Source organism: Planctomonas sp. JC2975, assembly GCF_012985205.1.
Classification (GTDB): domain Bacteria; phylum Actinomycetota; class Actinomycetes; order Actinomycetales; family Microbacteriaceae; genus Humibacter.
In genome coordinates, this window is the sequence record NZ_JABEKS010000001.1 from 1482824 (window position 1) to 1496394 (window position 13571).

11 protein-coding genes and 1 pseudogene are annotated in these 13571 nt (G+C 66.1%); 4 read left to right on the plus strand and 8 right to left on the minus strand.

Features of this window, described 5'->3' with window-relative positions; all coding sequences use genetic code 11:
• The first annotated feature begins 43 nt into the window (after positions 1-43).
• From HII28_RS06850 to HII28_RS06865, 4 genes and pseudogenes are all read left to right on the plus strand, one after another.
• A pseudogene (locus tag HII28_RS06850) lies at positions 44-3924 on the plus strand (Pls/PosA family non-ribosomal peptide synthetase).
• Positions 3921-5273, plus strand: a complete 1353-nt coding sequence (locus tag HII28_RS06855) for a M1 family metallopeptidase (protein WP_170024713.1) — start codon at positions 3921-3923, stop codon at positions 5271-5273. The pseudogene HII28_RS06850 and the gene HII28_RS06855 overlap by 4 nt, the downstream one beginning before the upstream one ends.
• A 668-nt stretch (positions 5274-5941) precedes the next feature.
• Complete coding sequence (locus tag HII28_RS06860; RefSeq protein WP_170024714.1) at positions 5942-6157, plus strand: hypothetical protein; 216 nt, start codon at positions 5942-5944, stop codon at positions 6155-6157.
• Positions 6158-6319: 162 nt separating this feature from the next.
• Complete coding sequence (locus tag HII28_RS06865; RefSeq protein ID WP_240977261.1) at positions 6320-7162, plus strand: class I SAM-dependent methyltransferase; 843 nt, start codon at positions 6320-6322, stop codon at positions 7160-7162.
• Between the two features lie 620 nt (positions 7163-7782).
• On the opposite strand, the gene HII28_RS06870 is transcribed toward HII28_RS06865, so the two are convergent.
• The 8 genes from HII28_RS06870 to HII28_RS06900 form a co-directional block, all read right to left on the minus strand.
• Complete coding sequence (locus tag HII28_RS06870; protein WP_170024716.1) at positions 7783-8724, minus strand: glycosyltransferase family A protein; 942 nt, start codon at positions 8722-8724, stop codon at positions 7783-7785.
• 124 nt (positions 8725-8848) lie between these two features.
• Entirely contained in the window at positions 8849-9331 is a 483-nt protein-coding gene (locus HII28_RS06875) for a sugar O-acetyltransferase (protein ID WP_240977635.1), read from the minus strand.
• 474 nt (positions 9332-9805) lie between these two features.
• Complete coding sequence (locus HII28_RS06880) at positions 9806-10333, minus strand: DUF1269 domain-containing protein (RefSeq protein ID WP_170024718.1); 528 nt, start codon at positions 10331-10333, stop codon at positions 9806-9808.
• Between the two features lie 163 nt (positions 10334-10496).
• Positions 10497-10910 carry a pyridoxamine 5'-phosphate oxidase family protein gene (locus tag HII28_RS06885; RefSeq protein WP_170024719.1) on the minus strand — a complete coding sequence of 138 codons (414 nt, stop codon included), beginning with the start codon at positions 10908-10910 and terminating at the stop codon, positions 10497-10499.
• A gap of 90 nt (positions 10911-11000) precedes the next feature.
• Positions 11001-11516, minus strand: a complete 516-nt coding sequence (locus HII28_RS06890) for a hypothetical protein (protein WP_170024720.1) — start codon at positions 11514-11516, stop codon at positions 11001-11003.
• Between the two features lie 55 nt (positions 11517-11571).
• Entirely contained in the window at positions 11572-11910 is a 339-nt protein-coding gene (locus HII28_RS20660) for a hypothetical protein (RefSeq protein WP_205864591.1), read from the minus strand.
• A complete protein-coding gene (locus HII28_RS20665; protein WP_205864592.1) occupies positions 11907-12269 on the minus strand; it encodes a methyltransferase domain-containing protein in 363 nt (120 codons plus the stop codon). Before HII28_RS20665 ends, HII28_RS20660 begins: the two co-directional genes overlap by 4 nt.
• A gap of 127 nt (positions 12270-12396) precedes the next feature.
• Positions 12397-13482: a low temperature requirement protein A gene (locus HII28_RS06900; protein WP_170024721.1), complete on the minus strand. Its 1086-nt coding sequence runs from the start codon at positions 13480-13482 to the stop codon at positions 12397-12399.
• Positions 13483-13571: the final 89 nt, after the last annotated feature.

Below are 13571 nucleotides of genomic sequence, written 5' to 3' on the forward strand. Positions count from 1 at the left end.
TTTACTTGAGGGCAGCACGCGAACGCCGCCGTCGCGCACCCTCATGGACATCCTGACCGAGACTGCGGATCGGCACCCGGATGCATCGGCGATCGATGACGGCCGAGGTGCGATCAGCTATCGCGAGTTGGCGTCGCGCGTGTCGCAGGTGGCGGCGATTCTTAACGCTGCGGGAGTCGTTCGTGGCGACCGAGTCGGGGTGCGGCTGGAGTCGGGCACGAAGGAGCTGTACATAGCGATTCTGGCTGTGATGGCGGCCGGTGCCGCGTACGTGCCTGTCGATGTGGATGATCCCGATGAGCGTGCCGAGCTGGTGTTCGGCGAGGCCCGGGTTGCCGGAGTGGTCTCAGGTCGCGGCGAGTACGTGCCGGTCGGGTCGACGGCCACTTCAAGGACCGTGGTCCTGTTCGGTGAGGCGGCCTCGTACAGACGAACGGTCACGGTCGATGCACAGTCTCCGACGACGGAGGACGACGCGTGGATCATCTCACTTCGGGTTCGACGGGTACCCCGAAGGGTGTTGCTGTGCGGCATCGCTCGGCCGCTGCGTTCGTCGATGCCGAAGCCAGGTTGTATCTGCAGGCGGAACCGATCGGTCCCCATGACCGAGTGCTGGCCGGCCTCTCGGTCGCGTTCGATGCGTCGTGCGAGGAGATGTGGCTCGCTTGGGCGAACGGCGCGTGCCTCGTGCCCGCTCCGCGCTCGCTTGTGCGCAGTGGTGTGGATCTGGGGCAGTGGCTGATCACCCAGGGTGTCACCATCGTGTCGACCGTTCCGACGCTGGCCGCGCTGTGGCCGGCGGAGTCGCTCGAGAACGTGCGGCTGCTGATCTTCGGTGGTGAGGCGTGTCCGCCTGAGCTGATCTCTCGCCTCGCGGTTGAGGGTCGGGAGGTTTGGAACACGTACGGTCCGACCGAGGCGACAGTTGTTTCCTGCGGCGCGCTCTTGGCAGCGGGCGATCCGGTCACGATCGGTCTGCCGCTTGACGGGTGGGACCTCGTCGTCGTGGATCCGGACGGCAACCCGGTCGGAGACGGTGAGGTCGGCGAGCTGGTCATCGGTGGGGTCGGACTGGCCAGATACTTGGATCCGCAGAAGGATGCCGAGAAGTTCGCCCCGCTGACATCAGTGGGCTGGGAGCGCGCGTATCGCAGCGGTGACCTGGTCGTTTTCGATCGAGACGGGCTGATCTTCCAGGGCCGGGCCGATGACCAGGTCAAGGTCGGGGGAAGGCGGATCGAACTCGGTGAGATCGAAGCGGCGCTGTTGCGGCTTCCTGGTGTCTCGGGCGCGGCGGCCGCTGTCCGGACCACAGCGTCCGATAACAAGGTGCTCGTCGGATATGTGACCAGCACGAACCACGAGGGTTTCGATCGTGTCCGCGCCACTGAGCTGCTTCGGCATGACCTTCCGGCGGCTTTGGTGCCGCTGTTGGCGGTGGTTGCGGACCTGCCGACGCGGACCTCGGGCAAGGTGGACAAGGCGGCTCTGCCATGGCCGCTGCCGGACATTGATCCGACAGGGGCCCACCTGGAACCCGGTCTGCGCGGCCTGGCCGCCGACTGGCATGCGGTTCTGGGAGTCCCGGTCTCCGGTCCTGACGACAACTTCTTCGACCTCGGTGGCGGATCGTTGTCAGCCGCACAGCTCGTCACGCGCATCAGGCAACGGGATCCGGAGTTCACCGTTGCGGACATTTATTCGCATCCGCGGCTGGCGGCGATGGCCGAGTACTTGGCGGAGCGGGCGTCCGACGTCCGGTCGGAAGGCATCTCCACGCACGTCGTGCCGCGCACGCCGCTACGGATGCAATGGCTGCAAACGCTGCTCGGCATTCCGTTGTTCGTGCTCGCCGGCCTTCGCTGGCTGCTCTATTTGCTCACGGCCAGCACCATCCTCTCGGCATTCCAAGGCTTCGAGTTCCTGCCGCAGAGCTCGCCCTGGCTGTTGGTGATCGGGCTGATCATCTTCGCCACCCCATTCGGCCGCATGGCCATCTCTGTGGTCTGCGCTCGTGTCCTGCTGGCCGGGGTGCGCGGCGGCGACTATCCACGCGGCGGCGGCGTGCATCTGCGCCTGTGGCTGGCGGAACAGGTCGCACACCAGGTGGGTGCGGTCAGCTTGGCCGGCGCGCCATGGATCACGTATTACGCCAGAGCGCTGGGCGCGCGGATCGGTCGCAACGTCGACCTGCACGCTCTCCCGCCGGTCACCGGAATGCTCCGCATCGGATCCGGTGCGGCCGTCGAACCCGAGGTAGATCTCTCCGGCTACTGGATCGACGGCGATCTGCTGCGCATCGGTGCGGTACGGATCGGGGCGAACAGCGTCGTGGGAGCCCGCAGCACGTTGCTTCCCGGTGCACGGATCGGCAAGAACGCACAGATCGCTCCCGGGTCGTCGGTATTCGGCAGGGTCCGTTCCGGGGAACGCTGGGAGGGTTCTCCGGCCGTGCGTGTGGGGCCGGCCGAACGGTGGTGGGATGATGACCGCCCGGAGATACGCACCCGCTGGCTGTTCGCCTACGCTGCCGCGGGAGTCTCGATCGCGCTCCTTCCAATCCTTTCTTTCGCGGTGGGCGGTGTCATCGTCGCCCTGTTCGTCGCAGGATCGCAGTCCCTGGCCGAGGCGGCGATCCGGTCGCTCGGCGCGCTGGTCCCGGCCACACTGGTGACGGGTGTCGTGCTGGCCGGGCTGGTCGTGCTGGGCACCCGTCTCTTGGGCATCGGCCTCGCGCCCGGCATCTATCCGGTCCGCGGCCTGGTCGGTTGGCAGGTATGGGCGACCGAACGTCTCTTGGACCTGGCGCGCACTCTGCTGTTTCCGCTCTACTCGTCGCTGTTCACCCCGGTGTGGTTGCGGATGCTCGGCGCCGATATCGGCCGCAACGTCGAAGCATCGACGGTGCTCCTGCTTCCGAAAATGACAACGGTCAAGGACGGCGCCTTCCTCGCGGATGACACCCTTGTCGCGTCATATGAGATGGGCGGTGGGCGGGTTCGAGTCGCCAGGGCGCAGATCGGCACACGGGCGTTCCTCGGCAACTCCGGCATGGCCGGTCCGGGTCATCGCGTGCCCCGTGACGGGCTGGTTGCCGTGCTGTCCGCCGCCCCGGAGTCCGCGAAGCCTGGCTCTTCGTGGCTGGGATCTCCGCCGGTTCGGCTACGCCGGGCATCTGCCATCGGTGAGGATGACCGCACGTACCATCCGTCTGCGGGACTTCGAGTCGCACGTGCACTGTGGGAGTTGTGTCGGATCGTTCCCGTCTTCGTGACCACTGCGATCGGGCTGGGCGTGCTGTACGCACTGGCCGCTCTCGACCAGGCGTGGGGCACTCTCCTCGCTGCGCTCCTCAGCGGCCTCGTGCTTCTTGCCGCCGGCGCCGTTGCGGCCCTTTTGAGCACCGGTGCGAAGTGGGCCCTCGTGCAGCGGATCAGGACGGGCGAGCATCCGCTCTGGTCGTCGTTCGTGTGGCGCAGCGAGGTTTCCGACACGTTCACGGAAATCGTGGCCGCGCCGTGGTTCGCGCAATCCGCTGCCGGAACCCCGGCACTGGTGTGGTGGCTGAGATCCCTCGGCTCGCACATCGGGAGAGGGGTCTGGTGCGACTCGTACTGGCTGCCCGAGGCCGACCTCGTCACGTTGGGCGACGCATCCACTGTCAACCGGGGATGCGTGGTGCAGACCCACCTGTTCCATGATCGAATCATGAGCATGGATACGGTCACGTTGGCTGACGGCGCGACCCTCGGCCCGCATAGTGTCATCCTTCCCGCTGCCCGCATCGGCGAACACGCCACCGTTGGCCCTGCTTCGCTCGTCATGCGCGGTGAGGCCGTCCCCGATCGCAGTCGCTGGAGCGGCAACCCGATCGGTCCCTGGCGCGAGGTCTCGTTCGCTGACTATCACGCCACTTCGCGATGACCGCCGCGCAATCGGTGGGTGCCCACACCGCTGGAGACCCCTATCTGCCACGCTCGGGCAACGGCGGCTACCGTGTCGAGCATTACGACCTGGATTTGCGATACCGGGTGTCCACGAATCGACTCGACGCCAAGGCGATCATCACCGCCGTCGCCACGCAGGAACTCTCCTCGTTCAGCCTCGACCTGCACGGTTTGAGGGCCGGCAAGGTTTCGGTTGATGCAGCCAAGCGGACCCGGTTTCGGCAAACGACCGGAAAGCTCATCGTCACACCGGAACGCCCGATTACGGCCGGCTCGGCTTTCACGGTCCTCATCGACTACGCGGGCTCCCCTCGACCGCGCCGGAGCCGGTGGGGCGCGGTGGGTTGGGAGGAGCTGACGGATGGTGTCATCGTCGCGTCGCAGCCTTCAGGAGCGCCCACCTGGTTCCCTTGCAACGACCACCCATCGGACAAGGCGGCCTACCGCATCCGCGTCTCGGCCGAACAGGCGTACACCGTCGTCGCCACCGGCGAGCTCGTCTCGCGAACCGTAGCGTCTGGACGCATGACCTGGACGTACGAATGCCCGGAGCCGACGGCCACCTACCTCGCGACGGTTCAGATCGGCCGTTACCTCTCACGTGAAATCGGCGACGAAGGCACCCGGATCGAGGTCGACTACCCGGTTTCGCTCGAGTCACGAGTCACCTCAGACGTGCGAGTGGTGCCGCGAATGCTCGGGTACTTCTCGACCATCTTCGGCCCCTACCCGTTCCCGTCGTATCGCATGATCGTGACGCAGGACGAACTGGAGATCCCGCTCGAGGCGCAAGGAGCCGCCATCTTCGGGGCCAATCACATGGACGGCGAGTCCGGCTCGGTACGTCTGGTCGCACACGAACTCGCGCATCAATGGTTCGGCAACAGCGTTGGATTGGCTTCGTGGCAGCACATCTGGCTCAACGAGGGCTTCGCGTGCTATGCGGAGTGGCTCTGGTCAGAACACGACGGACGGGATTCTGCAGACGTCCTCGCCCATCGATTCCACGCCGCCCTTCTGATGCAGCCTCGAGACCTGGTGCTTTCCGATCCCGGCCCCGACGACCTCTTCGACGACCGCGTCTACAAACGGGGTGCGTTGACCCTTCACGCGCTCCGAGTGCTGCTCGGCGATGCACCGTTCTTCGAACTCATCCGCACCTGGACGGATCGCCACCGCTTCGGCCTCGTGACGACCCAGGACTTTCAGACTCTCGCAGGCGAGACCACCGGGCGCGACCTGGATGCCTTCTTCCGATCGTGGCTCGATTCGAAGGCGCTACCCCCGCTTATGCACGCGCTTCCGGCACCTCCCGAGCAACGCTGACGGCCAGGTCAGCACCCAAAGACACGTCCGTCACCTCGAAACGACGCGGCGCGCCGGGCACCATTCCGACCAACGCACCCGTTGTGGTTCGGGTAAAGGACACAGCACCCGGATCGACTCTGAGCCCTCGCCCGTCAGCCTTGAGCACCGCCTCCACCCGAGTCCAGCCCTGGAGCACGTCGTCGCCGCGCAGGAGGTCACGAACTGCCTCCAGACGAGCTTCTGAAGTGCTTCTCGATTCGGCATCGATACCAACCGCACTCCCCGGCAGAACCGCCATCAGGATGGATGCTCCGGCATACGAGACGGACACGCCCACGGATACAGCTCGTTCGGGTCCGACCACCATCGGTCGACCGTGTGTGTGCTCACCGCAATCCGGGCACCTCGACTCCACGCGCACGGCGTCAGCATTCACCTGTGCGATGTGACCAACCAGCTCTGCGAGTGCAGCACGGCCGGCACCGCGGCACCGCGCCCGGAAGCCGCTCAAGGTCTCAGATGAACGTCTTGGCACTATATCCAGTCGCCGAACGACGGAATCGCCGACCCGCAGATCCATCCAGCCAGTGTCGCATCGCGACTCGGTCGGGATGTGGTGAGGAGGCACGCTCGCTGAGCAAGTCCCATGTTCCCCGCAGCCCGACGGCGGGTGCGACAATGTGCCCATGTCGAAGGGCAAACCCGAGAAGCGCTCGGAAGTCGAAGAGGTCGAAGAGGTCGCCAAACGCCTCACGGCCAAGCATCCAGAGCTGAAGGCCAAGGATGTACGCGAGGTTGTGCAACGCGAATACGAGAAGCTCCAGGAAGCGCGACTCCGCGACTTCATTCCCGTTCTCGTCGAGCACGCCGCGAAGCAGGAACTCAAAACGCGCAAGAAGTAGGCACGATCGGCTCGCCGTTCACCACGCGGAAGCTTCAGCGACTTGATCAGCAACCGCCTCGTTGACCGGACTGTAGACAACAACGTGCCAACAGGCGCGCTGCTTGCGAAGAACGCGGAGTGACGACACCCGAAACTCGTGTCGATGGAGAGGCGGACACCGATGTCTGACAGCGGACACCTGGAAGCGAACCGTGCGAACTGGGATGAGCGCGTCGCGGGCCACCTGGTCGGTTATGACACGGACGGCTTCGTGGCGGATGCCGCGCGCATCTCGACAGTCGTCCGTGACGATCTCGCGCTGATGGCCGGCCATCTCCCGAACGGATCGGTACGTGGGCTGTCGTTGGCGCATCTGCAGTGCCACATCGGCACCGACACGCTCAGTTTTGCGCGGCTGGGGGCCCGGGTGACCGGCGTCGATTTCTCCGGCGCAGCGATCGCAGCCGCACGTTCACTGACCGAGCGTGCCGGCCTTGATGCGTCATTCGTCCAATCGACCGTCGAGGAAGCACCGAGCGCGGTGCGCGAGCAGTTCGACGTCGTGTACACGAGCATCGGCGTGCTGGGCTGGCTGCCCGACCTCGGTGCGTGGGCACGGAGCATCCGTCGCCTCCTCAAGCCCGGCGGATTGTTCTACGTGCGCGACGGGCACCCGATGCTGTGGACGATGGATGACGAAACGGACGACGACCTCGTCGTCCGTTATCCGTATTTCGCGACGGGAGAGCCACTGCGCGTTGACGAGGCGACCAGCTATATCGGATCAGCGGTCTTGTCGAACACGGTGACGTACGAATGGCCGCACTCTCTATCGGAGATCCTCGGCGCCCTGCTGAACGAAGGCCTGCTGATCGAAGCGTACGGCGAGCAAGACACCCTCCCTTGGAAGGCTCTGCCCTTCATGATCGAGACCGACCCGGGTGGGCCTCAGGACGGCAATTGGGTTCTCCCCAGGGGTCGCGAACGCATGCCGATGACGTTCTCCATCGCCGCACGCGGCTAGGAAAGAACCACGCAGAGCAGTCCTCCACCGTCTCGGACGTGGCCCGCACGACACCCACGTCGACTCTGACGCACCACGTCGATGCGGACGTCACGCCAGCGCCCGGGCTCGCACTCTTTTCACGTCCGAGGCCGCTGCGCGTACCTTGCGAGCAGTGCGACCGCCACGACGAGGACACCAATGCCGGCGACAACCATGCCCATCCATAGGCCCGAATAGTCCGGTGCGCTGAAGCCGAGCCCGAGGCACGAAGTACCTTGCGGGCAGGGAGCGGTTGTCAGCCTCAGCCCGTCGGCATGATCTGCCAACGCCTTAGCGACCAAGCCCCCAGCTAGCCCGCCCAGCGTGAGCAAAGCTCCCACCGCGACAGGGAGCAACCAATACCGGTGATGCTGATGCGCGATGGTTGGCAGGCGGACATCATCGCTCATGCGCAGAAACTAGACCCGCCGATCCGTGCATCGCGAGAAGGTATCGGTCGCCGGGCCGGCTCTAGCGTCAAGAGCGTGCGGTTCGATGTCGACGATGGCTACCCGGCACCGGATGGTTCGCCAGAGCTTGCTGGCGGCTTCACGATCGCGCAACACCGCACTCGTGTCCGGACAATTTGGATCAGTGGCTTAGCGCCTGATTCTGAGTTGGCGGGTCGCCCAGCGGAGCATCCAGCGTGCACGCGTGCCCTTCGGTGTCGTCAGCAGCAGAAGTCCCAGCTTGTCGGCGAAGGAGAGTTCAGACCTGCCGATGCCGAACAGAGTGTGATCGATGTTCGACCCGATCTGATGATCGGTTGGGAAGATCCCGCCGAGCCGGAGAGCGGCCTGCGTGGAAAGGAAAGGTCCAACCATGGGCGAAAACGTCGAGGCTGACCCGGAGTGCACTCGATAGAACAATTGGCCGTTGCGGGCACGGGTGATGGGTCCAGCGATTCGGGCGACGTTCAGGTTGAGGAGGTGGTCATCAAGAGCGCGGGCATGCGGTGCACACCCACCCGCCGCGATGGCGAGTTCGCGACGATACATGACAGCTGTCGTGACCATCGCCGCGCCCTTCAACAGGCGTGCCAATGGAATCTCCTCTTCTCCCTCGGCCGGAAGATCCGCCGTCAGGAGTGCATCCTCGTCATCATCTGCTATCCAGAACTTCGCCCATCCCTCACGACCGTCACCGACGCTTGCGAGTGCTATTCGATCTGAGGCGTACGAGAAGCTCGTCTCTGTCGTCGCCACCGCGTCCACATGCCGCCTGTGTGCGAGCTCCAGGAGCGCGTCCACGCGTTCCGAATGCCAAAGATCGTCCTGATCGATGAACGCCACCCAGTCACCACCGGCGGCGGCAAGCCCACGATTTCGTGCCACTGCAACACCACTGTTGTTCTGTTCGAGCACCTGTGGCCGTACCGGGTGGTCGTGTGCCATCGCCACGGTGTCATCGGTGGATCCGTCGTCGACGACGATCACCTCAACGTCGGGATATGTCTGTCCGCTCAAACTGTCGAGCGTGTGCCGCAGGTACCGAACCCCGTTATGGGTTGGAACAATGACGCTCACCAGTTCGGCGCTCACGCGGCCGATCGTAGACCGCCGCTCGAACAGCCCGCTCCCCCGCAAACGGGTTCCTTGGTGTGCAGGCAGCGGCAGCGCGGCGGGAGCGCTCTATGAGTGGCCGATCCCGTGTTGTTTCCTCGGTCTATGGCGCGGGTGTGAGGTCTCGGCGTTTGATGTATCCGTTGCTGCTGACAACGCAGTTGGCTGGGACGTCTTTTGCGACGACGGCTCCCGCGGCGATGACGGATCCAGAACCGATGCGCACGCCGGGGGCCACCGTTGCGTTCGCGCCGATCCACACGTTGGATCCGATCACGATGGGCGCGACAGTGATGCCGTCGAACCGCTCGGCAGGCTCGACGGGATGCCCGGCGGTGCAGAGCGTGACGCCCGGTCCGATCATGGTGCGGTCGCCGATGGTGATCCCGCCTATGTCATAGAACGCGCAGTTCTGGTTCACGAACACCCGATCGCCGAACTGAAGGTTGAGGCCGTAGTCACAGTAGAACGGCGGGTAAAGGGTGAGCGTCTCGGGCACCGGCCGGCCGAGGATCTCGCTCAGAAGCGCCGCGCGCCCGTCGATGTCGCTGTGGCGCAGAACGTTGAGCCGCGAGGTCAGGTCCATCACGATCTGAGTCCGTTCGGTGACAGTACGGGACTCCGTGGTTCGTCTCGGGATCAGACGTTCATTCCGCATGGTCCCTCATCATGACACCGCGATCATCCCCGAACGGCCGCGACGCGAGGCCACCCGTACTCAGTCCCTCGCACCGCGCGTCGTGGTCGACACCCTCCAGCGGCTAACCCTTCACACTCCCAGCCCTATCCCGACATCCTGCTCGACCAGGACGTCTACCCGACTGGTCTGCCAGGGCCCCGCTCACGACTATCCGCCTCAGTCTTGAAGAAGAGGGCCGGGACACGTTCCGCCAGTTGCTGGCCCAGATGACCGGGGAACCCGTCGAACGCCATCCGACGCCGGCGAGTGTTGTTCTGCGGCGTTCCACTGCCGCTCCGCCGGCCTCGTGACGCCGGCCCGTGAAAAGGGTGCCGGCCGGGTCGTCGAACGGCGACTCGACCGGCACCCTTTTCTGCCGGCCTATTCGTAGGCGTCCTGCACCTCTTCGTCGAGCTTCTCGTCGTCGACGGCGATCTCCTTGCGCGTGACGCTCGACGCGTGCGTCAGCAGCTTCTCGACCTCGTCCGCCTCGGCTGGGTCCACCACGACCACGATTCCCGCGCTGCCGGCGTGAAGGGTCTCACTGATCTTCTTGAGACTCTCCGCCGACGAGTTGTTCGAGATGTGTCCGGCCAGTGCTCCGATGCCGGCCCCGGCACCGCCGCCGGCCAGGAGCGCGCCGCCGAGTGCGACGGCCGGGAACAGAGCCACGACGACTCCGCTGGCGAGGCCGATGGCCAGCCCCTTCCGCCCACCGTGGTGCTTCGCCTTGTCGTCGCGCTTCGGAATGGACACCTTGCCTTCCAGGTCACGCACCACGACAGCGGCGTCGAATGCGGTGTGCTTGCCCAGACCCTTGTAGAACTCGTGCAGAGCGTCGAAGTCCGTCACCGCTTCGTCTTCGCTCGCGTATTGCGCGGCAATAGCCGTGTACGGCTGATCAGCCATGTCGTCTCCCCCATTGTGGCCGCTCACAACGCGGCACCCTGCGGATACCGTAAGCCCGCGCACCCACCTCGCACCATGGAAATCCGTGTCGCCCGTCGTCGAAACACCGCGTGGCACGCCACCCGGCTCCGCCGTTGAACGCAGAAGCGCGGCCCGACGGTGCCTACGGTGCGCCGAGGTCCGACGACAACCAGTGCTCTGGCGCGAGCTCGATCCGATACTCGCCCCTGGCGAAGTCGACGTACGGCTCGACCCTGTCGGCAGGGAGGTACCGGCTCGCGATGACGCGGAGGTCGTCATCCGTCGCGGGTCGCATCGTCGTGACCGCTCCTTCGACGGAGACGTACCGCGTCGTCGGTGCGATCCGATGGACGAGCAGCGAGAATCGGCCCGCCGCGGAGATGAGCCGACCCTTTCGGGAGTCGGGACGGGTGGATATCCACAGCGGACCCCTCGGCACGTAGTGGTACCAGATCGGGACGATCAACGGCCCGCGATCCGGTCCGGCAGCGACGGACACGGCGGCGACATGCGGCTGGGCGAGGAACTCCTCGCGGTCCGCAACCGAGAGCGGCATGACCCCAGCATGTCTGGGACCACCGACGCCGAAGGGCCGCGCCGTGCAGCGCCCACCTCGGAGTGCGATGCGCCGGATGCGTGCCGGCGGTCAGCCCTGGCCCGGGCGCGCCGCCTTCGCCGAGTCGCGCTCGAGGCGCGTCCAGCCGACGGAGTGCACCGCGATCGCAGCGGCCGCAGCAACGATCACGACGACCCCGGCGATCCATTCGATGTGCCAGAAGGCCCCGGCCACGCCGATGAAGGCGGCTCCCAGTGCCGCCTGCTGCGCGACGGTCACCATCATCGATCGTGTGGTGCGGTGGCGGAACGACTCCTGTGCGTTGAGCAGGATCAGCCCGGCCAGGAGGGGGATCGCGACTGCGAACCCGATCACGCACACGAGACCCGCGGCATCCAGGCGGGCGGAACCGACGAACGGCTGGATCAGGATGAGACCCGCGCCGACCAGCGCCGCATACGTGCGGTTGTTCTGTCGGATGAGTTCCTCGCCGTAGGCCGGATCATCGGCGATCTCGGCCATCGCGAGAGCCTCCGCCTCCGCCTCGGCCTCGGCAGCGCTGTCCGAGTCGTCTGCGGCTGCCTGCGGAGGTTCGTCGTCGGCCATGCGCTCATGCTCGCAGGCTCGTGCCGGATTGCGCGACCCCTTTCGGTGGCCGCGCTCAGGACACCTCGGTGCGACCGTTCATCGGCTTGCGCCAGACGGACACGTGGCTCCGACTCTCGTCGGTGAACGGGCTGCGATCCCAGCCCGCGTACCGCGCCTCGAGGTGCAGACCGGCGATCCTCGCCATCAGGTCGAGCTCGGCCGGCCAGGCGTACCGGAAGGTGCCGGAGCTGTACCGGAACCGGTCGCCCTCACGGAGATGGTGGTGGGAGACGACCTGCTGCTGAACGAGGTCGTAGGTGTCGAAGCCCAGGTGCCGTTCACTCACCTCGAACGGCGCCGCGACGGCGGTCGGCGGGAGCAGCCTGAGCTCCGGCACCCCCAGCTCGATCACGAAGCGCCCGCCTGGCGCGAGATGGTGGGCCGCGTTGCGAAGCATTCGATCTGCTCGTCTTGCGTCAGCAGGTTCGAGAGCGTGTTGTAGACGAGGTAGACGAGCGTGAGGCCGCCGACTCCAGGGGCGGTCGCGGTCGCCATGTCGCCCACGACGACCGGGATCGTGCCCTCGTCGGCCTTCGAGCGCAGCACTGCGAGCATGGGCTCCGACAGTTCGATGCCCGCCACCAGCACGCCCCGCTCGCGCAATGGGACGCCCACCCGTCCGGTCCCGATCGCGAACTCCAGCGAGGGACCGCCGCCCGGCGGTGAAACGGCGATCGAGACGAGGCGTCGGAGCCTCCGTCGCGACCTCATCCGGAACCACGCCGCACGGACGGAGTGAGCTTCGACCGCACCGCCCGGCAGGATGCCGGCGGACGCGCTGCGACCGGATGTCGGCCTGTGGTGATCCCTCGCGCCGCGACCGCGGGATCCCGCACGGCTAGCCAGCGGTGGCGCGGCGCCGCGCGCTGACCTCGGCCGAGACGACCACGAAGGCCAGAATCGCCGTGGCGCACGCGACGGCCGCCGCTGCCGGAATGACGACACCGACGATGATCACGAGAAGGGGGAGCACAACCGCCGGCACCGCCCAACGCAGCACCGACCGCCAGGCATCGCCGAACCGGCGCGCAATGATCGCGTTCGTGAGGAAGAACAGTGAGATGCCGCCGCCGAGACACACAGCGAGAACGAGAGGCAGCGGTTCGCCAGGATGCGCGATCGCCTCGGCGAGCGCGCCGGACAGCGCGGTCACGCCCGCCAACAGCATGAACGGCAGGAAGGCGACGGTGTCACGGATCGTGCGCGCATCGCCTGCCGCCAGCAGCCGTTCCAATCCGCTGCGCATCACGTCCACCCCGTAGAGGAAGAACGACCACGCGAGCCCCGAGGTGATCATCAGGCCGAGGACCCCGACCAGGCCGGCCGCGAGCGTCCAGGTCGCGCTGACCGCGGCGACGATGCTGAGCACCGACTCGCCGAGAACGATGATGACCAGAAGCCCGAACCGCTCGGAGAGATGTTCGACGTTCAGCCGGTCGAGCGCCAGAGATGACCAACTGCCCGAGGTCAAGGTGAGAAGCAGGATCTCGATCACGATGGCCAGCGCCCACAGGACATAGTTCGCCGGGGCGGGAAGGACGATCGAGACCAGCCAGAGCACGGCCGTCGCACCGTTGTAGGCCAGGATGCGGATTCGCGAGGCTGTCCCGTTCGCCCACGACATCCGGATCCATACCGCGAGGAGCAGGATGCGCAGCAAGGCATTCCCTGCAGCGAACAGCCACGCGCGATCGCCGATCGCCTCCGGCGCCGCGAGTGCGAGCGCCCCGACGGCGAACATTGCGATCAGCATCAACACAGAGAGCCGTCTACCGCTCAACTCCGGGGACACGTTCACGACGAACGTCAGATTCACCCAGGACCACCACACCGACGCGAACAGCGCGACGAAGACCAGGTCGAAGAACAGTTCCATCCAGTGCGCGCGCGATGGATCCCGGTCGCCGAAGACAGGTGCCCTCATCCGGTCGCCTCACCCCTGGAACCGCGCCACCGTGACGGGCGTCCCGGTGGGCTCATACCGGAGAGTATCCGCTCCCGTGATGCCGCAAC